Origin of the sequence: Paractinoplanes rhizophilus (assembly GCF_042664765.1) — a bacterium.
Lineage (GTDB): Bacteria > Actinomycetota > Actinomycetes > Mycobacteriales > Micromonosporaceae > Actinoplanes > Actinoplanes rhizophilus.
Genome location: NZ_JBHTBJ010000004.1, coordinates 39159 through 65233, shown reverse-complemented (window position 1 = coordinate 65233; position 26075 = coordinate 39159). Strand labels below are relative to the sequence as shown.

19 protein-coding genes and 1 tRNA gene are annotated in these 26075 nt (G+C 72.5%); 7 read left to right on the top strand and 13 right to left on the bottom strand.

Going from position 1 to position 26075, the window contains the following annotated elements:
• Nucleotides 1-40 precede the first annotated feature (40 nt).
• A complete protein-coding gene (locus ACFQS1_RS07750) occupies nt 41-3295 on the top strand; it encodes an Hsp70 family protein (RefSeq protein ID WP_378965499.1) in 3255 nt (1084 codons plus the stop codon).
• A gap of 58 nt (nt 3296-3353) precedes the next feature.
• On the opposite strand, the gene ACFQS1_RS07745 is transcribed toward ACFQS1_RS07750, so the two are convergent.
• Nucleotides 3354-4439 (bottom strand): ABC transporter ATP-binding protein, encoded by a 1086-nt coding sequence (locus ACFQS1_RS07745; protein WP_378965498.1) that lies wholly within the window; start codon nt 4437-4439, stop codon nt 3354-3356.
• A gap of 136 nt (nt 4440-4575) precedes the next feature.
• Here ACFQS1_RS07745 and ACFQS1_RS07740 point away from each other — a divergent pair.
• Nucleotides 4576-4649, top strand: a tRNA-Thr gene (locus tag ACFQS1_RS07740).
• 139 nt (nt 4650-4788) lie between these two features.
• Here ACFQS1_RS07740 and rlmB read toward each other — a convergent pair.
• The 4 genes from rlmB to ACFQS1_RS07720 are packed head-to-tail and all read right to left on the bottom strand — an operon-like array spanning nt 4789 to nt 11654.
• Nucleotides 4789-5907 (bottom strand): 23S rRNA (guanosine(2251)-2'-O)-methyltransferase RlmB, encoded by a 1119-nt coding sequence (gene rlmB / locus ACFQS1_RS07735; RefSeq protein ID WP_378965497.1) that lies wholly within the window; start codon nt 5905-5907, stop codon nt 4789-4791.
• Nucleotides 5907-7319, bottom strand: a complete 1413-nt coding sequence (cysS, locus tag ACFQS1_RS07730; protein ID WP_378965495.1) for a cysteine--tRNA ligase — start codon at nt 7317-7319, stop codon at nt 5907-5909. Before cysS ends, rlmB begins: the two co-directional genes overlap by 1 nt.
• Before the next feature lie 22 nt (nt 7320-7341).
• On the bottom strand, nt 7342-8697 hold the full coding sequence (locus ACFQS1_RS07725; RefSeq protein ID WP_378965765.1) for a class II fumarate hydratase: 1356 nt from the start codon (nt 8695-8697) through the stop codon (nt 7342-7344).
• Nucleotides 8698-8738: 41 nt separating this feature from the next.
• Nucleotides 8739-11654, bottom strand: a complete 2916-nt coding sequence (locus ACFQS1_RS07720) for an AfsR/SARP family transcriptional regulator (RefSeq protein WP_378965494.1) — start codon at nt 11652-11654, stop codon at nt 8739-8741.
• Nucleotides 11655-12058: 404 nt separating this feature from the next.
• Here ACFQS1_RS07720 and ACFQS1_RS07715 point away from each other — a divergent pair, with 404 nt between their 5' ends.
• Nucleotides 12059-12574, top strand: a complete 516-nt coding sequence (locus tag ACFQS1_RS07715) for a hypothetical protein (protein WP_378965492.1) — start codon at nt 12059-12061, stop codon at nt 12572-12574.
• Between the two features lie 174 nt (nt 12575-12748).
• Here ACFQS1_RS07715 and ACFQS1_RS07710 read toward each other — a convergent pair whose 3' ends face one another.
• Nucleotides 12749-13858, bottom strand: a complete 1110-nt coding sequence (locus ACFQS1_RS07710; protein WP_378965491.1) for an ROK family protein — start codon at nt 13856-13858, stop codon at nt 12749-12751.
• Nucleotides 13859-13910: 52 nt separating this feature from the next.
• Here ACFQS1_RS07710 and ACFQS1_RS07705 point away from each other — a divergent pair, with 52 nt between their 5' ends.
• Entirely contained in the window at nt 13911-15110 is a 1200-nt protein-coding gene (locus ACFQS1_RS07705) for an MFS transporter (protein WP_378965764.1), read from the top strand.
• Between the two features lie 15 nt (nt 15111-15125).
• Here ACFQS1_RS07705 and hisC read toward each other — a convergent pair whose 3' ends face one another.
• From hisC to hppD, 3 genes are all read right to left on the bottom strand, one after another.
• Nucleotides 15126-16214, bottom strand: coding sequence for a histidinol-phosphate transaminase (gene hisC, locus ACFQS1_RS07700; RefSeq protein ID WP_378965490.1), 1089 nt, complete (start codon nt 16212-16214; stop codon nt 15126-15128).
• The gene (locus ACFQS1_RS07695) at nt 16211-17311 is read right to left on the bottom strand and encodes an RDD family protein (RefSeq protein ID WP_378965488.1); all 1101 of its coding nucleotides are present in this window, start codon (nt 17309-17311) and stop codon (nt 16211-16213) included. The genes hisC and ACFQS1_RS07695 overlap by 4 nt, the downstream gene beginning before the upstream one ends.
• A gap of 120 nt (nt 17312-17431) precedes the next feature.
• Nucleotides 17432-18580, bottom strand: a complete 1149-nt coding sequence (hppD, locus tag ACFQS1_RS07690) for a 4-hydroxyphenylpyruvate dioxygenase (protein ID WP_378965487.1) — start codon at nt 18578-18580, stop codon at nt 17432-17434.
• A 142-nt stretch (nt 18581-18722) separates the two neighbouring features.
• On the opposite strand from hppD, the gene ACFQS1_RS07685 reads away from it, so the two are divergent.
• From ACFQS1_RS07685 to ACFQS1_RS07675, 3 genes are all read left to right on the top strand, one after another.
• The gene (locus ACFQS1_RS07685) at nt 18723-19208 is read left to right on the top strand and encodes an Lrp/AsnC family transcriptional regulator (RefSeq protein ID WP_378965486.1); all 486 of its coding nucleotides are present in this window, start codon (nt 18723-18725) and stop codon (nt 19206-19208) included.
• A 63-nt stretch (nt 19209-19271) separates the two neighbouring features.
• Nucleotides 19272-20573 (top strand): outer membrane protein assembly factor BamB family protein, encoded by a 1302-nt coding sequence (locus tag ACFQS1_RS07680; protein WP_378965484.1) that lies wholly within the window; start codon nt 19272-19274, stop codon nt 20571-20573.
• A 70-nt stretch (nt 20574-20643) separates the two neighbouring features.
• Nucleotides 20644-22302 carry a fumarate hydratase gene (locus ACFQS1_RS07675; RefSeq protein ID WP_378965483.1) on the top strand — a complete coding sequence of 553 codons (1659 nt, stop codon included), beginning with the start codon at nt 20644-20646 and terminating at the stop codon, nt 22300-22302.
• 56 nt (nt 22303-22358) lie between these two features.
• On the opposite strand, the gene ACFQS1_RS07670 is transcribed toward ACFQS1_RS07675, so the two are convergent.
• From ACFQS1_RS07670 to ACFQS1_RS07655, 4 genes are all read right to left on the bottom strand, one after another.
• On the bottom strand, nt 22359-23495 hold the full coding sequence (locus tag ACFQS1_RS07670; protein ID WP_378965482.1) for an outer membrane protein assembly factor BamB family protein: 1137 nt from the start codon (nt 23493-23495) through the stop codon (nt 22359-22361).
• Nucleotides 23496-23509: 14 nt separating this feature from the next.
• The gene (locus tag ACFQS1_RS07665; protein ID WP_378965480.1) at nt 23510-23968 is read right to left on the bottom strand and encodes an SRPBCC family protein; all 459 of its coding nucleotides are present in this window, start codon (nt 23966-23968) and stop codon (nt 23510-23512) included.
• A gap of 163 nt (nt 23969-24131) precedes the next feature.
• On the bottom strand, nt 24132-25229 hold the full coding sequence (locus tag ACFQS1_RS07660; protein WP_378965479.1) for a fumarylacetoacetate hydrolase family protein: 1098 nt from the start codon (nt 25227-25229) through the stop codon (nt 24132-24134).
• Entirely contained in the window at nt 25226-26071 is an 846-nt protein-coding gene (locus tag ACFQS1_RS07655) for a hypothetical protein (RefSeq protein ID WP_378965477.1), read from the bottom strand. Before ACFQS1_RS07655 ends, ACFQS1_RS07660 begins: the two co-directional genes overlap by 4 nt.
• Nucleotides 26072-26075: the final 4 nt, after the last annotated feature.

Here is a 26075-nt window from a genome sequence, read left to right as displayed (position 1 = left end):
GCGGGCAGCTGAAGGGCCGCGTGACCGGAAGGACGCCAGCGTGACCGAGATCCACGGCTTCGTGCTCGGTGTCGACCTGGGCACCTCGCACACGGTCGCCATGCTGCGCCACCCCGACGGGCGCACCCGGCCGCTGCTGTTCGACGGCAAACCGCTGCTGCCTTCGGCGGTCTATCTCGACGCGACCGGCCGCCTGCACGTCGGCGCCGACGCGCTGCGCCTCGGCCAGGCCGAGCCCGGCCGGCTCGAGCCCAACCCCAAGCGCCACGTCGACGCCGGCTCGGTGCAGCTCGGCGATACCACGATCGGGGTCGCCGACCTCTTCGCCGCCCTGCTGGACGCGGTCGCCCGCGAGGCGGTCGCCACGGCCGGCCAGCTGCCGGCGGCCATCCTGACCTATCCGGCGGCGTGGGGCGCTCCCCGCCGCGCGGTGCTCACCGAGGCGCTCGGCAAAGCCGGGTGGCCGCCCGGCGCGCGGTTGGTCGCCGAGCCGGTCGCCGCCGCGCGATACTTCGCCGGGGTGCTGCGCCGCCCGGTGCCGTCCGGGGCGTCGCTCGCGGTCTTCGACTTCGGCGGCGGCACGCTCGACGTGGCCGTGGTGCGCAACGACGGCCCCGGCGAGGGCGGCCGCCCCAGCTTCTCGGTGACCGCCTCGGGTGGCGCCGACGACCTCGGCGGTCTCGATCTCGACGCGGCGCTCGTCGAGCACCTGGGCAAGACGCTGGCCGGGGCCGAGCCCGAGGCGTGGCAGCGACTCACCCAACCGGCCACGCTCGCCGCTTGGCGCGCCCGCCGCCAGTTCTGGGAGGACGTGCGCGGCGCCAAGGAGATGCTGTCCCGCGGCTCGTTCGCCCCGGTCCCGGTGCCCGGGGTCGAGCACGCGGTGCACCTGACCCGCGACGAGCTCGAGGCCGCGATCGACCCGCTGGTGCGCCGCGGCGTGGCCGAGGCCGCCGCGGTGCTCGACGCGGCCGGCCTGCGCCCGTCCGACCTGGCCGGCTTGTTCCTGGTGGGCGGCTCGTCGCGGGTTCCGCTGGTGGCCCGGCGGCTGCACGCCGAGCTGGGCATCGCCCCGACCGTGCTGGAGCAGCCCGAGCTCCCGGTCGCCGAGGGCGCCATCCTCGCGGCCAGCTACGCGACAGCAGCCGCACCGTCGGCAGTCACGCCGTCGGCTGCCCCCGCTTCCGGTGGCCCCGCCGGCGCGGGCGGCTCGGCGACGCCGGAGCCCACCGCGTCGGGCTCGCCGACGTCCCACCCGCCGACGCTGCCCGACGCCACGCCGCCGATCACCGACACCCGGGCGGAGCCGGCACCCGTCCCGGAGCCGCCGACTCCGGTGCCGGCTCCAGCGGCGGCATTCCAGTCCGAGCTGGTTCCCCCGGCCTTGCGCACACCGCCCGAGGAGGTCACCGACGAGCGGCTCAAGTCCGAGCCCGTCGACCCCTGGGCCACCGGCGAGGCGGCCGCCCTTGCCGCCGCGGGCCACATCGCGCCGCCGCCCATGACCCCCGTCTCACCACCGCCCGGCCCCATCTCGGCGCCGCCACCCGGCTCGGTCTCCCCGTCGCCACCCGGCTCGGTCTCCCCGTCGCCACCCGGCCCGGTCTCCGCGTCGCCGTCCGGCCCGGTCTCGGCGCCGCACCCGGGAGCGACCTCACCGCCACCGTTCGGCGCCCACCAGCCAGGCGTGCAGCAACAATCCGGCGGTCGGAACGGCGGCTACCCACAGCCGGGCAGCCAGCAAAACGGCGTCCACCAAACCGGCGGGTATCAGCACGGCGGCGGCTGGGCACCACCCCACCAGCAGCGCATCGCCCGCCCGGGTCAGCACGATGCCGGTTCGCACGCCCGTCCGGGTCCGCATGGCCCGGGCCCGCACGCTCAGCCCGGCGGCTGGGTCCCGGGCGCGACCACCCCCGATGCGGCCCCTGCGCGCCGGGGACTCCGGAAAAGCTCGTACGCGTTAATCGCCGCGGCCGTCACTCTCATGCTTGCCGCCGGCACCGCCCTGGCCTGGTATTTGTGGGCCGGCGACCGGGCCATCGGCTATCGGCCGCTCAGCGAGCCCACCCGGATCCCGGCCCTCGCGCCGGTCAGCTCGGACTGGTCGGACGCGGAGATCCTCGGGGATCGGGTCTACTTTGCCAGCTCCGACAGCTCGGCCGGGACGGTTGGCGTCGTCGCGGTGCGGGTGGGCGGCACGAAACCGCTGTGGAGCAACTACGTGCCGGGCAGTGCCAAGGGTGGCTGGAAGTCGATGGTCGCGCTGCCGGTCGGCATCGCACTCTTCAGCGAGACGAACTCCGACACCAGCAGCCGGCGGGTTGTGGTGCTCGGCGCCGACGGCGGGTCGGTGCTGTGGGATCGCAGCATCGGCAGCCAGGACCTGGTGCTTTTCGCCGGCGACACCGCCGTCGTCGCCGACCGGGCCGGGCGCAAGCTGGTCGGCCTGCGGCTCTCCGACGGCAAGCAGCGCTGGTCGCTGGACGACCCGAAGCTCACCTACCCGGCCGACACCACCGTGCTCGCGGTGACCACGCCCGCCGACCTGGACGGGCCGGCCACCGTCTTCGGCCGCCCGTACCAGCCCGACCTCACCGACGACCGGCGCATCGTGCAGATCGCCGCCGACAAGTCGGCCCGGGTCATCGACGCCGACACCGGCAAGGTCCTGGCCACGCGGCAGAACGTGGCCGAGCCGGACGACGCGATGATCGCGCACAACGGACGCCTCATCGTGCTGCAACCGGACGACAAGCAGATCGTCGCCCACGACCTCGGCAAGTTCGGCAGCACGCAGCCGCGGGTCCTCTATACCGTGCAGACGCCGAACAGCCAGATGAAGTACGTCGCGCCCTGCGGTGACGACCGGGTCTGCTTCGACGAGGAGGTCGGCTACGACGGCAAGACCGCCACCGTCGTGGCGCTCGACGTGGCCGACGGCGGGCAGGTGTGGGACTACCCGCTGCCGAACGTCGACACCATCGTGCCGGTCGGCGAATCCGTGCTGGTCACCACGACCAACTCGGAGATGACGCTGCTCGACCCGGCCGGCAAGAAGGTTTGGACGCACACCGGCGAGGCGGCGCGGCTGGACGGCGGCAACATCCTCGAGTTCTCCAAGCCGCTCAGCCGTTCGCCCGGGGAGACCGCGCTCTACGGCCGGCACATCGGCGACGACGCCGTCCCGCTCGGATCGCTCGCCGACACCCGCTCGGACACCTGCTCCTGGGACAAATCGACCCTGGCTTGCGTCGCGGACAAGGACTTCGTCCTGCAGACCTTCGCCAAGTAGGGCGGAACACGAAACGGGCGGCCCTCCCCTCGGAGGACCGCCCGCCGTGCGATCAACTTCAGATGCGCTTGCCGCTCTCGGCGTTGAAGACGTGGATGCCGTTGACCTGCGGCTTCACGAACACCGTCTCACCCATCGACGGCATGTGCCGCCGGTCGGTGCGGACCACGAACCGCTCCGAGCCACCGTCGAGCTCGGCGTGACCGTAGACGTTCGCGTCCGAGCCGAGGTCCTCGACCAGGTCGACCACGATCGGGAAGCCGCCCTCGCCCTCGGACACCAGGTCGGCGGCCTCCGGACGGAAGCCGATGGTGACCTTGCCGCCGCCGCTCTGCGCGCCCGCGACCTGCTCGCGGGTCAGCGGAACGGCCAGCGTGCCGAAGTGGCCGCCCGCCTCGGTCAGCGGGACGGTCTTCAGGTTCATCGCCGGGGAGCCCATGAAGCCGGCGACGAAGACGTTGCCGGGGGTGTCGTAGAGCGCCCGCGGGGTGTCCACCTGCTGCAGCACGCCGTCGAGCATGACGGCCACGCGGTGGCCCATCGTCATGGCCTCGACCTGGTCGTGCGTGACGTAGACGGTGGTGACGCCCAGCTTGGCCTGCAGCGTGGCGATCTGCGAACGGGTCTGGACGCGGAGCTTGGCGTCGAGGTTCGACAGCGGCTCGTCCATGAGGAACACCTGCGGCTCGCGGACGATCGCCCGGCCCATCGCGACACGCTGGCGCTGGCCACCGGAAAGCGCCTTCGGCTTGCGGGACAGGTACTCGTCGAGCTGCAGGAGGGCCGCCGCCTCCTTGACGCGCCGGTCGATCTCGGCCTTCGAGGTCTTGCGGAGCTTCAGGGCGAACGCCATGTTCTCGTACACCGACATGTGCGGGTAGAGAGCGTAGTTCTGGAAGACCATCGCGATGTCGCGGGACTTCGGCGGGAGGTTGGTGACGTCCTTGCCCTCGATGAGGATGCGACCCTTGTCGACGTCCTCGAGGCCGGCCAGCATGCGCAGGCTCGTGGACTTGCCGCAACCGGAGGGGCCGACCAGGACCAGGAACTCGCCGTCGCCGATCTCGAGGGTCAGCTCGTTGACGGCGGGACGGTCCGACCCGGGATAGATCCGGGAGGCGTGGTCATACGTAACGGTGGCCATGGTGAACCAGACTTCCTTTCCACCGGCAGGAACGTGCCGGACGATCCGAGTGGAGGAACAGCGCTGTAAACGTAAAGCTTTTTCAGCCAAGTGCCAAGCAAGTCCCAAAGTCACAAGACGTTATGCTGGCCCCCACGCCCCTGTAGCTCAGCTGGCCAGAGCACCCGTCTTGTAAACGGGAGGTCGTCGGTTCGATCCCGACCGGGGGCTCGTCTTTCCCGTGCCGTGCCCGCGGAGAGCGCGGGCCTTGGCGCCTCGCATGCTGGCCGGGGGGCCGAGCCCCCCGAACCCCCACGTTTCTGTGGTTGCGCTTTGCCTGGTGGTTGCGGTTGGTGGGGGGTTACAGGGCTTATTCCGCGTACGTGCGGCGGCGGGCTACCTCGGCCAGGGTTACGGCTGCTGCTACTGAGGCGTTGAGGGACTCGACCTCCGAGGCCATGGGGATGCTCACCCGCAGGTCGCAGGTTTCGCCGACCAGGCGGGAGAGGCCGCGGCCCTCGGAGCCGACCACCACGATGAGCGGGCCGATGGCGGCCTCGAGCTGGTAGAGGTCGGTCTCGCCGTCGGCGTCGAGGCCGATCGCGGTGAAGCCGGCCTTCTGGGCGGCCTTGATGGCTCGGGTCAGGTTGACCACCTGGGAGACCGGGACCCGGGCGGCCGCGCCGGCGCTGGTGCGCCACGCGGTGGCGGTGATGCCGGCGGCCCGGCGCTCGGTCATGAACACGCCGTGCCCGCCGAACGCGGCGACCGAGCGGATCACCGCGCCCACGTTGCGCGGGTCGGTCACCCCGTCCAGCGCCACCAGCAGCGGGGCGGTCTGCTCGAGCGCCGCGGCGACGAGGTCGTCGAAGTCCTCGTACGCGAACGGCGGCACCTGCAGCCCGATGCCCTGATGCAGCACGCCGCCGGTCATCCGGTCGAGCTCGTGCCGGCCGATCTCCAGGATCGGAATGCCGCGGTCGCCCGCGGTGCGCACGATCTCGGCGATCCGCTCGTCGATGTCGATGCCCTGCGCCACGTACAGCGCGGTCGCGGGCACCGCCGCGCGCAGCGCCTCGACCACCGGGTTGCGGCCGAGCAGCAGCTCCGGCCCCTCCCTGGTGGGGTTGGAGCGGCGGCCCGGGGCGACCCGCGGCCCGCCGCGGCCGGGCAGCTTGCCGCCCCGCTGCGGCATCGGCCGGCCGGTGTTGCGGCCGCCGCGACCCCAGGTCGTGTCCTTGGTGCCGGGAATGCCGACCTTGGGCGCGCGGCCCTCGGCGGCCGCGGCCCGGCGCTCTTTCTCCTGCTTGCGGGCGGTCTTCTCGGGCAGCTTCTCGGTGCCCGAATACCCCTTGTGCCAGGGGCGCTCGTCGGCGGGCAGGGTCTTGCCGCGGCCCTTGAGGCTCGCCCTGTTCTTGCCGCCCGAGCCCGAGGTCGCGCCCTTCTTGGACACGACCCGCTTGCTCACGTTGCGGGAGTTACCCGGCATCAGTGCTCTCCTACCGTCCAGCGCGGCCCGGCCGGAGTGTCCTCCACCTGAATTCCCGCGTTCTTGAGCTGATCACGGACCGAGTCGGCGGCCGACCAGTCCTTGCGTGCCCGCGCCTGCGACCGCTGCTCGAGCGCGAGCTTGACGAGCGAGTCGACCACCGGCTTGAGGTCGCTCTTGGTCTCCTCGCCGGACCACGCGGGGTCGAGCGGGTCGAGGCCGAGCACGCCGAGCATGGCCCGCACCTCGGTGAGCGCGCCGCGGATGCCGGTCTCGTCGCCGGCCGCGAGCGCCGTGTTGCCCTCGCGGATCGTGTCGTGCACGACGGCGAGCGCGGCCGACGTGTTGAGGTCGTCGTTCATCGCCGCGGCGAACGCGGGCGGCACGTCCTTGGGCCGGCCCGGGCCGACCACCTCGGCCGCCCGCTGCACGAACCCCTCGATCCGCCGGTACGCCACCGCGGCCTCGCGCAGCGCCTCGTCGGAGTAGTCGATGCGCGAGCGGTAGTGCGGGGTGCCCAGGTAGTACCGCAGCTCGACCATGCGGATGCCCATGGCCTGCACCGACGCCGCGTCGATCACGTTGCCCAGCGACTTGCTCATCTTGGCCTCGCCGAGGTTGAGCAGCGCGTGGTGCACCCAGTAGCGCGCGAACGGCAGGCCGGCCGAGCGGGACTGGGCGATCTCGTTCTCGTGGTGCGGGAAGGTCAGGTCGAGGCCGCCGCCGTGGATGTCGAACTCGTCGCCGAGGTAGCGCCGGGCCATCGCCGAGCACTCGATGTGCCAGCCGGGACGGCCCCGGCCCCAGGGTGAGGGCCAATTGGCGTCCTCGGGCTCGTCGGCCTTGACGCCCTTCCATAGGGCGAAGTCGCGGTAATCCCGTTTGTCCGGCTCGCCGCCGTCGGTCGGCGGGCGCATTTCATCCGGGTTCTGGCCGGACAGCGCCCCATAGTCCGCATACGACGGCACATCGAAATACACGTCGCCGTTTCCGCCCGTGGCCGGATACGCGTGCCCGAGTTCGATCAGCGCCGAGATCAGCTCGTGCATCTCGGGGATGTGCGCGGTCGCGAGCGGCTCGTACGTCGCCGGCAACACGTTCAGCCCGCGGTAGTCGGCGTCGAGGAGCAGGCGGTTCGCGTACGCGATCGACCAGAACGGCCGCCCGGAGGCGGTCGCCTTGTCGAGGATCTTGTCGTCGACGTCGGTGATGTTGCGGATGAAGGTGACGTCGTGGTTGGTGTGCAGCAGCCATCGCCGCAGCACGTCGTAGTTCACCGCGGAGCGCAGGTGCCCGATGTGCGGCGTGGACTGCACGGTGAGACCACACAGGTAGATCCCGACCTGACCGGGCGTCTTGGGCACGAAGTCCCGGACGGATCGGGTCGCGGTGTCGTACAAGCGCAGCGTCACCGTACAAGGGTAGCGAGCGCGCTCAGGGACGGGTCATCCGGAGCACGTCGAGAGCCTCGTCCAGCTGGGCCTCCGTCAATTTGCCGGAAGCCACGTGACCGCGCTCGATCACCAGCTCGCGAATCGTGCGTCCGGAGGCCAGCGCGGCCTTGGCGATCGCGGCGCCCTCCTCGTACCCGATGTAGCGGTTGAGGGGGGTGACGATCGACGGCGATCCCTCCGCGTACGCGAGCGCGACCTCGACGTTCGCCTCCAGGCCGGCGATGCAGCGGTCGGCGAGCAGCCGGGACGCGTTGCCGAGCAGCCGGATCGACTCGAGCAGGTTGCGGGCCATCACCGGGAGCATCACGTTGAGCTCGAAGTCGCCCTGGGTGCCCGCGAACGCCACGGTCGCGTCGTTGCCGATGACCTGGGCCGCGACCTGGCGGACCGCCTCGGGCACCACCGGGTTGACCTTGCCCGGCATGATCGACGAGCCCGGCTGCAGGTCGGGCAGGCGCAGTTCGCGCAGGCCGGCCCGCGGGCCCGAGCCCATCCAGCGGATGTCGTTGACGATCTTGTAGAGGCTCACCGCGACCGCGCGCAGCTGACCGGACGCCTCGACCAGGCCGTCCCGGGCGCCCTGCGCCTCGAAGTGGTTGCGTGCCTCGGTCACCGGCAGCCCGGTGCTCTCGCGCAGCCGCTCGATCACCGCGGGCGCGAAGCCGGGCGGCGTGTTCACGCCGGTGCCCACGGCGGTGCCGCCCAGCGGCAGCTCGGCGAGGCGGGGCACGGTGGCGTGCAGCCGTTCGATCCCGGCGGCCACCTGGGCCGCGTACCCGGAGAACTCCTGACCAAGCGTGACCGGCGTCGCGTCCATGAGGTGCGTCCGCCCGCTCTTGACCACCGTGGCCCAGGACTCGGCCTTCGCCGCCAGCGCCCGCTGCAGATGCTCGAGCGCCGGGATCAGCTGGTTGACCACGGCGTCGGTCGCCGCCAGGTGGATCGACGAGGGGAAGACGTCGTTGCTGGACTGCGAGGCGTTGACATGATCGTTCGGATGCACCGGCCGGCCCAGCTCGCGGGCGGCCAGCGTCGCGATGACCTCGTTGGCGTTCATGTTCGACGACGTGCCCGACCCGGTCTGGAAGACGTCGATCGGGAATTGATCCTCATAACCCCCGGCGGCCACATGGGCCGCGGCGGTCGTTATCGCTTTGGCGAGACCTTCATCGAGTACGCCGAGAGCCGCGTTCACCTGCGCGGCCGCACCCTTGATCCGCGCCAGCGCGGCGATGTGCGCGGGTTCGAGCCCGCGCCCCGAGATCGGGAAGTTCTCCACCGCCCGCTGCGTCTGCGCCCGCCACAGGGCGTCGGCCGGCACCCGGACCTCGCCCATCGTGTCCCGCTCGACCCGGTAGCCGGTCTCCTCGTCGGTAGTCACCCCACCATCGTCCCTCGCCCGGCCGCGGGCCGCAGATGATCCTCACCACCGAGAGCCGCCAGCCGGCGCTTCACGTCGAACTGCTCGGGCGCCCCCATCTCGCGGAAGGCTTTGAGCGCCGCCTTCCACGAGCGGCGCGCCTGCTCCGGATCGTCGTCGGCCAGGCACTCGGCGATGCCGGCCTCGGCGCACGCGGCCAGGTGCGGCGCGTGCAGCGTCTGGGCCAGCCGCCGGGCCCGCCGGTGCAGGTCGAGGGCGGCCGGCCGGTCGCCGGCCAGGCCACGGGTGACCGCGAGATCGTAGTAGTAGGTGGCCTCGTAATGCCGGTCCGAGGTCTGCCGCATGAGGGCGATCGCTGCCTCGTGCCGGGCGGTGGCCTCGGCGTACCGACGCTGGTCGCGCAGCAGCAGCGCCCGTTCGTTGGAGATCTCCGCCTGGAGCGCCCGGTTGCCGCCGCGCCGTGCCAGCCGCAGGCCGGCCCCCAGGTAACGCTCGGCCGTCGCGGGCGAGATCTCGCCCAGGGCCCGCTTCTGCTTCTGAATGTTGACCAGCGCAATGGCCACGGCGTCGGCGTCGCCCACGTCGATCGCCGCCAGCAGCGCCAACCGCCGGTACCGCAGCGACTCCGTGTGCCGGCCCAGACTCGCGTACCCCTCGGCCAGGTTGTGCAGCGGCGCCCGGGCCCAGTTGGGGTCGCCGACCAGCGCCCGCAGGCGCAGCGCGTCCCGGGCCGACGCGACGCAGTCGGCGAACCGGCCCATCGCCTCGTAGATCCCGGCGCGGTTGCCCAGCACCGTGGCGACCGCGCGCCGGTTGCCCAGCTCCTCGTGCCCGAGCACCGAGCGATCCAGCAGCTCCAGCGCGCGCGGGTAGTCGGACACCCGGATGTAGGCGGAGGCCAGGTAATTGGCCACCACGGCGATGCCCGGCCGGTCGCCCGCTCGCTCGACGATCGCCATGCTGCGCTCGAACAAGGCTCGCAGGTCGTCGATGTAACCCCGGCTGAACAGGTGCCACCACGCCGCCCGCGGGAGCCACCAGGCGTAGCGGGTCGCGCCGGCCGCGGCCGCGGCCTCCACGTGCGCGATGAGCTGCGGCCGCTCCCATTCCCGGCGGGCGGCCAGCTCGGACCGCGCGGCGATCAGATCGGGACGGAGCGGCTCCGGCGACCCAAGGTCCCGCTGCACCACGGAGCGCTGGGTGGAGGGCCCCGCCGCGGTCCACGCGTACGTCTGCAGGTCCAACACCGCGACCAGGGCCGCATGCCGAGTCTCGGGCGACAGTTCGGCCGCCAGCGCGGACGCGTATTCCCGCAGCAGGTCGTGCAGCCGGAAGACGGCCGCCTCCGGCTCGTCGACCAGGTGCGCGTCGACCAGGTCGTCGAGCACGTCCCGCGCCGCGGTCGGCGACAGCCCGCTGGCCGCGGCTGCCACCGGCACGTCGAACAGCGGTCCCGGGCAGACGCCCAGCAGCCGGAACATCCGGCGGGCCGGTTCCGGGAGCTGCCGGAAGGACAGCGCGAACGCGGCACCCACCGAACGGTCCTCGGCGGCCAGCTCGGGCAGCGCCGACTCGCCCAGGCGCCGCACCAGGTCGGCGACCCGCCAGCGCGGCCGGTGGGCCAGCCTGGCCCCAGCCAGGCGCAAAGCCAGCGGCAGGCCACCGCAGCGGCGGACCACCTCGGCGGTGGCGGCGGGCTCGGCACGGACCCGATCGCCGACGATCCGGGTCAGCAGCGCGGTGGCCTCGTCGTCCGCCAGCACCGGCAGCGACTCGGGGTGCACGTCGTCCAGCCCGGCCAGCCGCCGCCGGCTGGTCACCAGGGCCAGCGTGCCCGGCGAGGTGGGCAGCAGGTCGGCCAGCTGAGCGCTCGACCGGGCGTTGTCGAGCACCACCAGCACTCGGCGTCGAGCCAGCTCGCTGCGCCACAGCGTGACCCGGGCCTCCCGCTCGACCGGGATCAGGTCGGCGGCGATGCCGAGCTGCCGTAACAGGGCCTGCAGAGCCGCCGACGGCTCGACCGGCTCGTGGTCGCCGTGCCCGTGCAGGTCGACGAACAGATGTGCGTCCGGGTAACGGTCGCCGACCAGCGCGGCCAAGTGCAGCGCCAGGGTGGTCTTGCCACTGCCGGCCATCCCGTCGATCACGGCCACCGCCGGGTCGGACCGCTCCAGCCGGGCCAGCAGGCGGGCCACGATCTCGTCGCGCCCGGTGAAGTCCCCGACCGTACGCGGTAGGCTGCGGATCGCGTCCGTGGCCGGCTCCCCGCCGAGGACCCGCCGGTGCAGCTGCTGCAGCTCGGCGCCCGGCTCGATGCCCAGCTCGTCGCGCAGCACCGCGCGCGACCGGCGGAACTCGGCGAGCGCGTCAGCGGCCCGGCCGTCCGCCACCAGCGCCCGCATCAGCTGCCCGCGCAACCGCTCGCGCAGCGGGAACCGCTCGGCCTGCCGGCCCAGCTCGCCGATCAGGTCACGCCCGTGCCCGGCGGCCAGCTCGAGCTCAGCCCACTCCTCGAGCGTCGCCGCGTACCTCTCGTCGAGGACCGCGGCCGCCGAGCGCACCGGCCGGCTATCGATGCCGACCAGCGCCTCGCCGCGCCACAGATCGAGCGCTTCCCGGTGCATGTCTGGTTCGCCCGCTGCCCGCGCGCGGGCCACCAGCCGATCGAAGACCGACGCGTCCAGTTCGTCCGGCCCGGCGCGCAGCCGATACCCGGCCGGATCGGTGGCGATGGCCCCGTCCGGCAACGCCCGGCGCAGGCGGGAGACGCACGCCTGCAGCTGGGCGCGCGCGGTCGGTGGCGGATCCTCGTCCCAGAGGGCGTCGACCAGCTCGCCGAGGCTGACCACCCGGCCGGCGTGCAGCAGCAGCATCGCGAGCACGATGCGGTCGCGCCCCGCCGTGATCGCCACCTGCTGTCCATCGACGGTGACGGACAGTGGCCCTAATATGCGGTACCGCACGGGAGCCACTCCGATCCGTAAGAGTGCCCAGAGCCTAGGGTCTGTGTCGAAGTCGGAGACGGGCTGCGGCCCCGACTTCGACACAGACCCTAGAGCAGGCCGCGATAGCGGATCGACAGCAATCCGATAGCGCGGGGGACAACTCTGTTCCTGCGTCGTCCCACCGTGGATCAACCCAGAATCACCCCCAGCGCGGTGGGGCGTCGCTCCGGCACGGGGGTCGCACAGCCCGCCCGCACGGTCGCGCGCGGGCGGGCTGTTCGTATCGTGCTGATCACTGTCGGTTGGACGATGGCCGCGCCGGAACGTAACGTCGGCCGGGTTCGGACGTACCCGACGAGAAGGATCACCTCATGCGACGCGCCCTCCTGGCCGTGCTCGCCGGCGGCGCCCTGCTGACCGGCGCCGCCTGCGACAGCGACGCGAAGGCCGACCCCGAGGCGGCCGCGGCCACCCGTACCGCGCCGACCGCCGCGTCCACGCCGTCGGCGGCGCCCGACTACTCGACCAGCACCAAACTGGTCTGCGACAAGCTGCAGACCCTGTACTCGGTCGAGCTGCGCGCCTTCGGCAGCGCGATGGGCAAGATGGTCACCTACAAGGAGCAAAAGCAGGCCACCGACGCCGAGAAGGCGGAGGCGAACGCCGCCGGCCAGCTGAAGGCGGCGGCCACCAAGATCCGGCGGGAGACGGCCGCGGCCGAGGACCCCGACTTCCAGGCGGCCGGCAAGGTCTCGGCGTCGAAATTGGAGAGCAGCGCCACCGACCGGCGGTACTTCGACCGGGTGAAGACGCTGGCCGACCTGAACAAGACCGTCCAGGCCCAGTTCACCGAGTGGCTGACGCCCGTCGCCGGGTATTGCGGCTGACCCCCGGAACTTGATGAGTTCCACTCCCGGGCGAGCAGTAGCTCATCATCGTTGGCCACCGAGGGTCGGCAGCGGGCCAGGGATGGTTAGTTAGCGCTTGCCCCGCACCGGAAGTCTTCAAGACCTCGCGATGTCCGGCGGGCGGAGGGCCGGGAGCCGACGCGGCGGCGGCGGTCAGGCGAGCTCGGGCAGCAGCCGGGACCACGCCTCCTCGGCGGCGCCCGCGATCGGCCCGTCGTCGCCCAGCGCCGCCGGGACCACCGGGGGTGGCGCGGCCCGGTGCACCTGCATCAGGCCCGCGCGATAGGCGGCGTCGATCTCCAGTGGGGCCGCCGCCAGCAGGTCGACCCCGACGCCGCCCAGCGTGACCAGGTCGGCGTCGAATCCGTTCACCAGGCCGGCCATCCCGCGGCCCAGGGCGGCGGCGACGGTGCGGACGGCGGCGCGAGACGCCGGGTCGGGCGCGGCGATCACGCGGCGGGCGTAGCTCACCGGGTCGGGCGGGGCGGGCCGGCCCAGCAGCCGAGCCAGGGCGGTGCCGTCCACCGCCGTGCCCCAGCAGCCGGCCGCGCCGCACGGGCAGGCGATCGACGGGTCGCCGAACGGCATGTGGCCGAACTCGCCGCCGGCGCCGCGGGCGCCGAGCAGGGCGTGCCCGTGATCGACCACCGCGCCGCCGAGGCCGCCCTCGATGCGCAGGTGCAGGGCGACCGTCGCGCCGACTGCGGCGCCCCGGTGCGACTCGGCGGTGGCGGCCAGGGTGGCGTCGTTGCCGGCGGCCAGGACCGGTCCGGGCCACAGCGTGGTCAGGTCGACCTCGTCCCAGGCCAGGCCGCTCGCGGTGAGCCGGAGCCGCGGCGAGACGGTGCCGGGGACGGAAACGCCCATGGCACGCAGCCTCCCGCCGTACGTGTGCCGGAAGGAAGCGACGGCGGCCGTGACCGCCGCGGCCACCGTGACCCACGCGGCGCCGGCGTGCGGGCCGGCCGCCGAGGCCAGGGTCTTGCCGCCCAGCTCGACGACGTCGATCCGCCACCTCTCGTGGGTGATCGCCACCGCGAGCACCAGTGGACCGGCCGGATGCGGCACGAGCATCGTGGTGGGACGGCCCCGATTGCCGCTGGGCGCGGCCGGCGCCTCGGCCAGAAGCGACTGCTGGGCGAGCCGGGTGACGATCTCAGTGGCCGCGCCGGTGCCCACGCCGAGCAGCCGCGCGGCGTCGGCGCGGGTCACGCCGGGGCGCGTGTGCGCCACCCGGAGCAGCTCTGTTGAGCGCGTCGTCACATCCCGGTCCCTTCTTTTACTCTGGTGCGGAGCTTAATCTGCGAGGGTGCGCATGAACCGCCCGGCGCTGGCCGTCCTCGGCAGCTCCGCCTTCTGCTTCGTCACCGCCGAGACGCTGCCGGTGGGGCTGCTCCCGCAGATCGCCGACGGCCTGCACGTGGGTGAGGCGCGCATCGGGCTGCTGCTGACCAGCTATGCCGTGGTCGCGGCGATCAGCACCATCCCGCTGACCGCGCTCACCATGCGGGCGTCGCGGCACCTGCTGCTCGCGATCACCATGGCGGTCTTCGTGGTCTCGCAGGGCGCGGCCGCGTTCGCGCCGACCTTCCTGGTGCTCGCGGCGACCCGGCTGATCTGCGCGCTGGCGCACGGCGTCTTCTGGTCGATCATCGGGCCGGTCACCGCGCGGCTCGCTCCGCCGGGACAGGCCGGCCGGGCGACGGCGCTGGTCTTCGTGGGGAACTCGCTGGCGATCGTGGCCGGCGTCCCGGTCGGCACCGCGCTCGGGCAGTGGCTGGGCTGGCGGGTGGCGATCGGCGCGGTCGCGGCCGGTGGCGCGGTCTGTGTGCTTCTGCTGCGCCGGGTGCTGCCCGCGCTCGACCCGCTGCCGCACGACCGCGAGACGCGCCTCGGCACCCAACTGCGGGCCTCCGTGGCGATCATCCGGGACCGCCGGGTGGCCCTGCTCTGCGCGATCACCGGGATCCTGGTGATCGGCCACTTCGCGGCCTACACCTACATCGCCCCGCTGGTCCGCCGGGACGGCGGATTGCAGGGCTTCGGGCTGAGTGCACTGCTTCTGGGGTACGGTGCGGCCGCGCTCGTCGCCGGATACGCGGTGGGCCGCCACGTCGACCGCCGGCCCGGACCCGCGCTGATCCTGCTGCTCGCGGTGCTGGCCGGCGCGGTCGCCCTGCTCGCGCCGGTGCTCGGCCCGGTGCCGACGATCGTCGCCGCGCTGCTGTGGGGCGGCGCCTTCTGCGCGATCCCGGTCTGCTTGGCCGCCACGGTGCTGCGGATCGCGCCGCTGGCCCGCGACGCGGCCTCCGCCGTGTACGTGGTGTCGTTCCAGATCGGGATCGGCGCCGGCGCGTTCGTCGGCGAGCGCTTCGCCTCGGCCGGGCTGCTCGGCGGTTTGCCGCTGCTGGCAGCCGGCCTGGCCGTGGTGGCGCTGGTGATGGTCGCGCGGGCCCGGGCGGTGTTCCCGTCCCGCCTGGCCGAGGCCGACCACCACCTCGCCGCGACTCACTGAGGGTTGTTCACTGACTCAGCCGATTTGGTCGAGGGCGACCTCGGCGGCGGCCAGGAAGGCGTCGTTCTCCTCGGGGGTGCCGATGGTGACGCGGACGCCGTCGCCCTGGAACGGCCGCACGATCACCCCGCGGCCCTCGCAGACCGCGCCGAACGCGGCGGCCTGGTCGCCGAGCGGCAGCCAGACGAAGTTGGCCTGACTCTCCGGCACGTCCACGTGCAGCTTGCGCAGCGCCTCGGTGACCCGCGACCGCTCCGCGACGACCAGGCCGCAGCGGCGCCGGACCTCGGCCTCCTGGGCGAGCGCGGCCATCGCGGCGGCCTGCGCGACCAGGCTCGTCGAGAACGGGGTGAGCACCTTGCGGATCGCGCCGGCCACCTCGGGCTGCGCCACCAGGAAGCCCATCCGCAGGCCGGCCAGGCCCCACGCCTTGGACATCGTGCGCAGCACCAGCACGTTGGGCCGGTCGGCGTAGGTGCTGATGCCGTCCGGCACCTCCGGGTCGGTCACCATCTCCCGGTACGCCTCGTCCAGCACCACCAGCACGTCGGAGGGCACGTCGGCGAGGAACCGGTCGATCTCGGCCGTGCGCACCGAGGTGCCGGTCGGGTTGTTCGGGTTGCACACGAAGACGAGCCGGGTGCGCTCGGTGATCGCGTCGGCCATCGCCGCGAGGTCGTGGCCGTGCGCCGCGGTGTTCGGCACGCGCACGCTGGTCGCGCCGGCGCCGGCCGAGATGATCGGGTACGCCTCGAACGAGCGCCACGAGTAGACGATCTCGTCGCCGGGCAGGCAGGTCGCCTTCACCAGGATCTCGGTGAGCGCCACCGACCCGCATCCGGTGACGATCCGGTCGGGCGCCACGCCGTACCGCTCGCCGAGCGCGCCGCGCAGCTCGACCGCGCCCATGTCGGGATAGCGGTGCGAGTGCAGCATCGCCTCGGTGACCGCCTCCACCACGCCGGGCAGCGGGCCGTAGGGCACCTCGTTGCTGGCGAGCTTGATCGCCTCGGCGATGCCGAGCTCGCGGGTCAGGTCGGCGAGGTTGCGACCGGGCACGTAGGCGGGAAGCCCATCCAGGTCGGCGCGGGTGAGCCGGGTCATTGTGAAGGTCCTTTAGTCCGGTCTTGGGTGGTGGGCGGGGCGGTTGGATGGCCCTTCGAGATGCTGCTGCCGTTGCTGCTGCTGCCGTTGCCGCCGGTGGAGGCGTCGACGGGCTGCCGGTCGTGGGGTGGCAGCGCGATGACGACCGTCCGGGCGGTCTTGTCGTGGTACGCCTGCCGGAGCTGCTGGTCGAACACCGGCGAGATCGAGTCGATGAACTGCAGGACCAGACCCAGGCCGGCGCAGCCCCAGGCCGGGGTCCAGAGACCGAGGCGGGCCCAGCGGCCGAACGCGCGGCCGAAGCCTAGCGGCTCGGTGTTCTCGATCGCGACCACCTTGATGCGCATGACCCGTTTGCCGAGGGTCTGACCGCTGCTCGCGATGGCCGGCGCCTCGTAGAGCAGCCACAGCAGGGTGGCCACGATCAGCATGGCCCAGAGCAGGCCGTCCATCCGGCCGGACGCCTGCGAGGTGGCATCGAACGCGTCGCCGCCGTTGGCCACCGTGTCCATGGCGGAGCGCCAGATGGGCCGGAACTCCTGCCACCATTGGTACGCGAAGTAGCCGTTGACCACGACGTTGAGCACCAGCACGGCCAGGATGTCGAGCAGGCGGGCGACCAGGCGCGGGCCGAGGCCGGCCAGGGCGAAGCCGTGCGGGCGCGCCTCGACGCGGTAGGGGTAGGGGTAGGGGTAGGCGGCCATCCGCATCTCGGGCGACATCTGCTGCCAGCCGGGCGGCTGCTGCCAGCCCGGCGGCGCGCCCGGGGCCGGCGGCTGTTGCCGGCCCGACGGCGTGCCCGGCGTGCCCTGGGCCGGCGGTTGCCAGCCCGGTGGCGGCTGCCAGCCCGGCGGCGGCGGGGGCATCGGACCCCACCCCGGCGGGGCCGGCTGCGGCGGGGGCGAGACCGGCCGCGCGGCCGGTTCGGCGGGGTCGGGCGCCGGAGCGGGCGGCGGCTCCTCCTCCACCGGGGGCGGGCCGTCCGGCGGGACCGCGTCGGCCGGGATGGCCTTCCCGATCCAGCCTTCACCGTCCCAGTAGCGCTGGGTGGTGGTGTCGGCCGGATCCTTGTACCAGCCGGCGGGCAACGAGCTCATGCGAAAACCTTAACCACCGCGGTCGGAGCGACCTCGTCGTGCCGGGCCGGGCCGGATCGGGTCGGCCGGGTCGCGGGCGCCGGAGCCGGCCGTGGCCGGCTCCGGACCGCCCGGCGAGCGTTACAGGTTGCCGCGGCGCTCCTGCTCCCGCTCGATCGCCTCGAAGAGGGCCTTGAAGTTGCCCTTGCCGAAGCCGAGCGACCCGTGCCGCTCGATCAGCTCGAAGAACACGGTCGGCCGGTCCTGCACCGGCGCCGTGAAGATCTGCAGCAGGTAGCCGTCCTCGTCCCGGTCGACCAGGATCCCGCGCTTCTTGAGCTCGTCGATCGGGGCCCGCACCTCGCCGATCCGGGCCCGCAGCTCGGGGTCGTCGTAGTACGAGTCGGGGGTGTTCAGGAACTCGACGCCGGCCGCGCGCATGGCGTCGACGCTGGCCAGGATGTCGTTGGTGGCGACGGCGATGTGCTGGGCGCCGGGGCCGCCGTAGAACTCGAGGTACTCGTCGATCTGCGACTTGCGCTTCGACACGGCCGGCTCGTTGAGCGGGAACTTCACCTTGCGGTGGCCGTCGGCGACCACCTTGCTCATCAGCGCCGAGTAGTCGGTGGCGATGTCGTCGCCGATGAACTCGGCCATGTTGGTGAAGCCCATGACCCGGCCGTAGAACTCGACCCACTCGTCCATCTTGCCGAGCTCGACGTTGCCGACCACGTGGTCGACGGCCTGGAAGAAGCGCTTCGGCTGCAGGCCGGCCGCGACCGCGGCGCTGCGGTCGACGATCGGGGCGCGGGTCACGAAGCCGGGCAGGAACGGGCCGTCGTATCCGGACCGGTCGACCAGCGAGTGGATGGTATCGCCGTACGCGGCGATCGCGGCGATCCGGACGGTGCCGTGCTCGTCCTTGACGTCGTGCGGCTCGGTCACGCCGCGCGCGCCCGCGTTGATCGCGTGCAGGTAGGCGGCGTCGACGTCGGGCACCTCGAGCGCGATGTCGTGGATGCCGTCGCTGTGCTTGGTGACGTGGTCGGCGCCGGGCGCCCCCGGGTGCACGGCGCCGGTGATCAGGAACCGGGCCGAACCGCTGACCAGCACGTACTCGGCGTGGTCGCGATAGCCCTGCTCGGGACCGCGGTAGGCGACACAGATCATGCCGAACGCGGTCGAGTAGTAGTGGGCCGCCTGCTTCGCGTTGCCCACCAGGAACTGCAGGTAGTCGACGCCCTTGACGGGGAAGACGTCGGCTTTCGTGGTGGCGTGCTCCATCCCCATCGGGGTTTCTTCTTGAAGTGCGGCGGAGCCGCCTTTTGAGTAGCTCTGCGTCATGTTCCGAGGCTGCACTTGCCCGCTTTCCTGGGCAATGGTTGGCATTTTCTCTGGGCAGCTTGCGCAACTCGTACGGTAACTTGCCGGAATGACCATGCAAGTTGTCCAGCTTGACGTACTCGACGCAAGAATTGTGGAACTGCTGGCGGCGGAACCGCGCATCGGCGTACTCGAAATGTCGCGACGTCTCGCCGTCGCTCGCGGGACCGTTCAGGCCCGGCTGGACAAACTGATCGCGCGCGGCGCGATCAAAGGCTTCGGGCCCGAGGTGGTTCCGGCGGCCATCGGGTACGGCGTGATGAGCTTCGTGACCCTGGAGATCAGCCAGCGGTACGGGCACCACGCGGTCACCGACCACCTGGCCGAGATCCCGGAGGTGCTGGAGGCGCACACGATCACCGGCAGCGGCGACCTGATGTGCCGGATCGTGGCCCGCTCGAACGCCGACCTGCAGCGGGTGATCGATCAGATCGTCGGCTACGAGGGGATCGTCCGGGCATCGACCATCATCGCGCTGGCCGAGCTGATCCCCTACCGCACGTTGCCGCTGGTCCGCGCGGCATCGGGGACATAAGCGATCGACACGGGCATATCGAGATCCATCGCGCGGGGGATTGACGTCGTTAGCGTGTCGCGCATGGCGTCGGGTGGCAGCCCCTGGAGGGGCTACGGGCTGGCCGCCCTCGTGCTGGTCATCGTGCTCGCCACCACCGGCGTCTGGAACCCGTGGCCCAAGGTCTGGTCGTGGATCAACACGAGCGAGCCGATCGCCGCCGGCGTCTCCCGCTGGCAGACCACGATCGGCGGCAGCCCGCAGAGCGTCACCATCGCCGGCGACGCGGTGATCGTCGAGTACCGCACCTCGGTCGAGGCGTACGGGCTGACCGCCGGCCTGCAGCTGTGGAAGAGCGACGCCGACTGGGCCGCCGTGGCCGGCGAGGGCAACGACGCCGTGGTGGTCACCGGGCGCCTGCTCGAGAAGGGCTATCAGGTGCTCGACCCGCGCAGCGGGGCCATCCGCCGCACCGACACCCAGGCCACCGCGGTCTGGACCTACCGCACCGGCATCCTCGACCTGCGCTGCGCCAAGGGCGGCGACTGCGAGCTCACCGCCTGGGACCTGCGGGGCACCGCGCGCTGGCGGGTCGGCACCGGCGGCATCGGCTTCGTGCTCGACGCCGCCAACCCCGACCTGCCCGACACCAACCCGCTCACCGCGAACGGCATCGACGATGACGTGGCCGGGACGCGCCCGATGCCGGCCCTGATCGGGCTCCCGGACGACCGGAAGGTCCGGGTGATCGACACCGCGACCGGCAAGCTGGTGCAGACCGTCGAGCCCGCCGCCGACCAGCGGGTGGCGATCACCGGCGGCCGGGTGCTCACGGTGACCGGCACGGCCGACGACGGCACCTGCTACTACGGCGTGGTCGCCACCGACCCGCCCGACGGCGGCACGGTGTGGCGGAAGGACGGGCTCAACCTGCGGACCGCGGCCAACGGCTCCGGCTGCAAGCAGGACCGCGACCCGGCCGGCGGCGAGGACGTGGTGCTCGGCGTCGACCCGGTCGGCAAGCAGGAGCTCATCGCGGCCCACGACGGCCGGGTGCTGTGGCACGGCGCCAAGGGCGAGGAGGTACTCGCGATCAACGACAGCTTCGCGGTGATCCGCAGCGCCGACAAGGCGACCCTGCGCGGCTTCTCGATGGCGACCGGCCGGACCGCCTGGAGCCGCCCGGCCGGCTCCGGGGCGTCCGCCGCGGTCACCCCGTACGCCGTGATCATTGTCACGGTCAAGCCCGGCCGGGTGGCCGCGCTGTCGCCGTCGAGCGGCCGCCTGCTCGCCGAGGTCCGGACAAGTGCCAAGATTTTTACATCCGGACCGAGCGGAATGATCGCCGTCGACGGCCGCGACATGGCCTACCTGCCGTTCGCTTGACCAAATCCATGAGTGCGCAGGGCCGGAGCGGTTCGCACGACCGGGCGGCGCTGTCCTAGGCTTGCCCGTCATGAGCAGAGGCGCAGCATTCTCGTACTCGCCGCTGTTGCCGATCGGCGACGACCTGACCGAGTACCGACTGGTCACGGACGAGGGCGTGGACGTGGTCAACGGGCCCGGCGGGCGGCGGTTCCTGACCGTCGATCCGTCCGTGATCACCCAGCTCACCGCCGAGGCGATGCACGACATCGCGCACTTCCTGCGCCCGGCGCACCTGTCCCAGCTGCGCTCGATCATCGACGACCCCAAGGCCTCGCCGAACGACCGGTTCGTCGCGCTCGACCTGCTGCGCAACGCGAACATCGCGGCCGGCGGCGTGCTGCCGATGTGCCAGGACACCGGCACGGCGATCGTGATGGGCAAGCGCGGGCGGCACGTGCTCACCGACGGCACCGACGAGGAGGCCATCGCGCAGGGCGTGTACCAGGCGTACACCCGGCTCAACCTGCGCTACTCCCAGCTCGCGCCGCTCACCATGTGGGACGAGCGGAACACCGGCTCCAACCTGCCGGCCCAGATCGAGCTGTACGCCGAGGACCCGGGCGGCCAGCCCGACGCGTACAGATTCCTGTTCATGGCCAAGGGCGGCGGCTCGGCCAACAAGAGCTACCTGTACCAGGAGACCAAGGCGCTGCTGAACCCCGCGCGCATGATGGAGTTCCTGGACGAGAAGCTCCGCCTGATCGGCACGTCCGCCTGCCCGCCCTATCACCTGGCCGTGGTCATCGGCGGCACCAGCGCCGAGTACGCGCTGAAGACGGCCAAGCTGGCCAGCGCGAAATACCTCGACAACCTGCCCCGGCACGGCACGATGTCCGCCCACGGCTTCCGCGACCTCGAGCTCGAGGCGGCGGTGCTCGAGCTGACCCGCGACTTCGGCATCGGCGCGCAGTTCGGCGGGCGGTACTTCTGCCACGACGTACGCGTCATCCGCCTGCCGCGGCACGGCGCGTCCTGTCCCGTCGCGATCGCGGTCTCGTGCTCGGCCGACCGTCAGGCCCTTGCCAAGATCACGCCCTCCGGTGTCTGGCTGGAGCGCCTGGAGGCCGACCCCGCCCGCTTCCTGCCCGACGTCGAGCTCGACGAGGGTCCGGTGGTCGAGGTCGACCTCAACCGGCCGATGGCCGAGATCCGGGCCGAGCTGTCCCGATACCCGGTGAAGACCCGCCTGTCGCTGTCCGGCCCGCTGGTCGTGGCCCGCGACATCGCGCACGCCAAGATCTCCGAGCGCCTGGCCGCGGGCGAGCCCATGCCGCAGTACCTGCGCGACCACGCCGTCTATTACGCCGGCCCGGCGAAGACGCCCGAGGGGTACGCGTCCGGCTCGTTCGGCCCGACGACGGCCGGGCGGATGGACGCGTACGTCGAGCAGTTCCAGGCCGCCGGCGGCTCGCTGGTGATGCTCGCCAAGGGCAACCGCTCGGCCCAGGTGACCCGCGCCTGCCAGTCGCACGGCGGCTTCTACCTGGGCTCGATCGGTGGCCCGGCGGCCCGGCTGGCCCAGGACTGCATCCGCCACGTCGAGGTGCTGGAGTACCCGGAGCTCGGCATGGAGGCGGTCTGGAAGATCGAGGTCGAGGACTTCCCGGCCTTCATCGTGGTCGACGACAAGGGCAACGACTTCTTCGCCGAGGTCACCAAGCCGACGTTGCAGATCAGCCGGCGATAAGGCAGGTTCAGCCGACGGACCGGACCGGTGGCGCGAGCGGACAGGCGAAACAGTAGTCAGATCGCGGCCACCACCACGGGGTCGGCCGAGAAGTAATAGCCCGGGGTGTCGGGGTCGTCCGGGCGGTCGGGTCGGAGCCGCTCGACCGCCACGTACCGCTCGGTGACCTGCCAGCGGCCGGGATCCCAGTCGGTGCCCTCGCGCTTGTGCACCAGCGGGAACGAGGCGATGGTGACGCCGGTTCGCGGATCCACGGCGAGCAGTGTGCGGTCGGGCGTCAGCAGAACGGCCCGCCCGGACGAGGCGCCCAGCACCTGCGTGCCGGCCGGATAGTCGTGGCGCGCCGCGCCGGTGACGGCGTCGACCGCGTGCCCGTCGGGGTCGACGACCAGGCCGGCCGCCACGTCCGCGTCGGGACGGTCCAGCGGCGTCGCGCGGACGGGCGCCGGCGACGTGGTGAGCCACCCGTGGCCGGCGCCGTCCCGCAGCCCGGCGCACGACGACGACGCGACATCGCAGCCCACCGGCGTGTAGGGGCCGGGCGGGAACGACGCGACGGGTGCGCCGGTCGCGGCGTCGAAGACGCCCGAAGGGCAGACGACCTGGGCGGCGGCGGCGGTGGTGAAGGCTTGCGCGCAGGTCGCGCTCCAGATTGGGGTTCCGGTGCTCATCGCGTACGCGAAAAGCTGACCACCCGCCGTGACCAGGACGCTCGGCCCGGCCACCCGCAGGCCTGCCGGCGCCCACACGGTGGCGGAACCGGTGCGGTGTCCCTCGAATCCCGGCCCCGGCGGGCCGGCCGCCCGCCAGACGATCCGGCCGGTCGCGCCGTCGATCGCCACGAGATCGCCGTCCGACCAGCGGCTGACCACCGTCGCGCCGGACGCGACCACCCCGGACAGTTGCTCGGGCCAGCGCCGGAAGCTCCAGACGGCGGTGTAGACCGTCTTGGCGTCGACCGGCGCGTCCGCCCGGACCTGGCGCTTCGACGCGTAGACCCGGACCTGACCGGCGACGATCAGCGGGGCGGTCGCGAGCTGGCCGGTGGCGCCCGGACCGTCCATCCGGGCCGGGGCGAGGGGCGGCCGGACCGTCGCCAGCACCTCGGCCGGCTTGAGCACGCGCCACCCGATCAACACCGCCGCGGCCACCACGGCCAGCGCGAACAGCGACCGCAGCAGCACCCGGGACACCAGCAGAGACTATGTCAGGCGGCGGCGGCCAGATCGTCCAGGTCTCGGCGCAGGGCGCCCTCGGCGGTGCCGGCCGCGAGCCCGCCGAAGATCAGCGCGAGGAAACGGCCGGCCGGCGCGGTGGCGCCGCCGTCCTGCACGACGGTGACCATGGTGCCGCCCTTGTGCCGGCCGGCGACCACGGGCACGAACGAATACGTCATGCGGTAGTCGGCGCCGATGCCGGGCGAGGCGACCACGAACCGCTCGGGGATCACGCACTCCAGGACCCGGAACTCCTCGGTGATCTCGCCGCCGTCGGCCATCCGGCGGCTCTCCCGCCAGCTCGTGCCCGCACCGAACGGACCGCGGGTAAGCACCTCGACGGCGGTGACGGCGGACAACCACTCGCGCCGGCGGCCCAGGTCGGTGAACACCTGCCAGACCGCGGCGACGGGCGCCTCGATCAAGCGTGTCACCGCGACCGTCGACATAGCGTGACCTCCCGCATACACGGTAACCAACGTACCCGCGATCGCCGCCGGTGAGATGGCATGCGGTTTTTCGCTCTCCGCGGTGTTTGCGGAGCGCGGGAAACCGCCTGCCATCTCACCGGTTACCAGGCGATCGCCCGCGGAGCGAAGCGGAGCCAGCCAATCAGGGAAGGATCGTTCCGATCACTTCGCCCAAACCGATCTCTACGCCGGCCGCGCCGATCGTCGTGCCGGTGATGGTCACCTTGTCGCCGTCCTCCAGGAAACCGCGCGTGCTGCCGTCGGAAAGCTTCACCGGCTCGGCGCCGCTGAGCGTGAGCTCGAGGAACGAGCCGACCTGGTCGCGTCGCGGGCCCGAAACCGTGCCGGAGGCGAAGAGATCGCCCGTTCGGACCGACGCGCCGTTGCTGGTCAGGTGGGCGAGCTGCTGCGCCGCCGTCCAATACATCGAGGCGAACGGCGGCCTGCTCACCCGCGTGTCGTTCCATTCCACCGAGAGTCGCAGGTCGTAAGCGGGTCCGGCGGGCTGGAGGTAGTCGAGCGGCGGCGGATCCTGCGGCAGGTGATCAACAGCGGTCAGCGCGGCTAGCGGCACCACCCAGGGCGAGACCGAGGTCGCGAACGACTTCGCGAGGAAGGGGCCCAACGGGCGGTATTCCCAGGCCTGGATGTCGCGCGCCGACCAGTCGTTGACCAGCGTCAGGCCGAAGACGTGCTCCTCGAAGTCCGCCGTGCCGAGGCGCCGGCCCGGCACGCCGACCACGAAACCGACCTCGGCCTCGATGTCGAGCCGCCGGCTGGGCCCGAAGACGCCCGGCCCGAGCTGCCCCGACGGCCGCCGGATCGGCGTGCCCGACACCACCACCGTGCTCGACCGGCCGTGATAGCCGATCGGCAGGTGCCGCCAGTGCTCGGGCAGGCCGGGCGCGTCGGGCCGCAGGATCGCCGACACGTTCAGCGCGTGGTGCTCGGAGGAGTAGAAATCGGTGTAGTCGGCCACCTCGAACGGCAGGTGCAGGGTGACCTCGCTCAGCGGGATCCGCTCCGGCGCGGCCGCCACGAACGCCACGATCGCCTCGCGCGCCGCCGTCCACTGTGCTCGCCCGGCCGCCATCAGGGGGTTGAGTGAGTGCTGATTGAGCAGGCCGCCGAGCGTCGAAAGATCCACGACCGAGGACCCCAGGCGTACGCCGAGGCGCGGCGCCTCGTTGGGACGGCTGAACACGCCGTAGGGCAGGTTTTCGATGCCGTACAAGGTCATTGCTGTCCCCCGTTGATCAGGCCGAGCCGGACCAGCTCGGTGAGTGGCTCCACCACGTTGGCCGCGCCGAAGCCGGCGAACAGCGGCCGCGGATCGTCCCGCCGCATGCGGGCCGGCTCGACCAGCGGCAGCGGGTGCGTGGCCGCCAGCACCTCGGCGACCTCGGCCACCTCGGCGCCGTCGGTCGCGAGGATCGAGGCGGCCAGCACGTTGAGGAAGCCGTGATGGGTGAAACCGGTCTCGGGGTCGGTGTGCCGGATCGCGTGCCGCAGCCCGGCGGCCAGCCGGAACGGCAGCTCCCGCTCGCGGCAGGCGCACAGCACGGCGGCCAGTTCGACGGGGGTCGGGAACAGCTCGGCCGCGAGCCCGCCGACCCGGAACTTGGGTGCCAGGCGCAGACCCGCGGCCCGGCACTCGGCCACCGTGTCGAGGGCGCCCAGCAATCCCCAGCTCAGCGGGATCTCCGCGTACACGTCAAGGTCTTTGTCGGCGCCCGCCAGCGCGCGCAGCTCGGTGAGCCCGGGTTGCGGATCTTCCCCGCGGCGCGCCACCGGCACCTCGATGTGGAAGACCACGGCCCCGGCCGCCCGCAGTTTCTCCAGCGCCGCCGGCACCGCGCCCACCGGGACGTCGCCGATGAGCGCGACCGGCAGCTCCCGGGCCGGCAGCTCGCCGCCGATCAGCGACGCCGGCACCAGCAACGGCCCGAGCAACCGGGCGAACCACGCCGCTCGATGCTCGCCATGCTTGGCCTCGGCATCGGGCAGGCTGGTGAAGCTGGGTGGGAGCAGGGACGCGTCATCGACCAGCCCGGCGAAGAGCGGAGGCACCAGCGTTGACACGAAA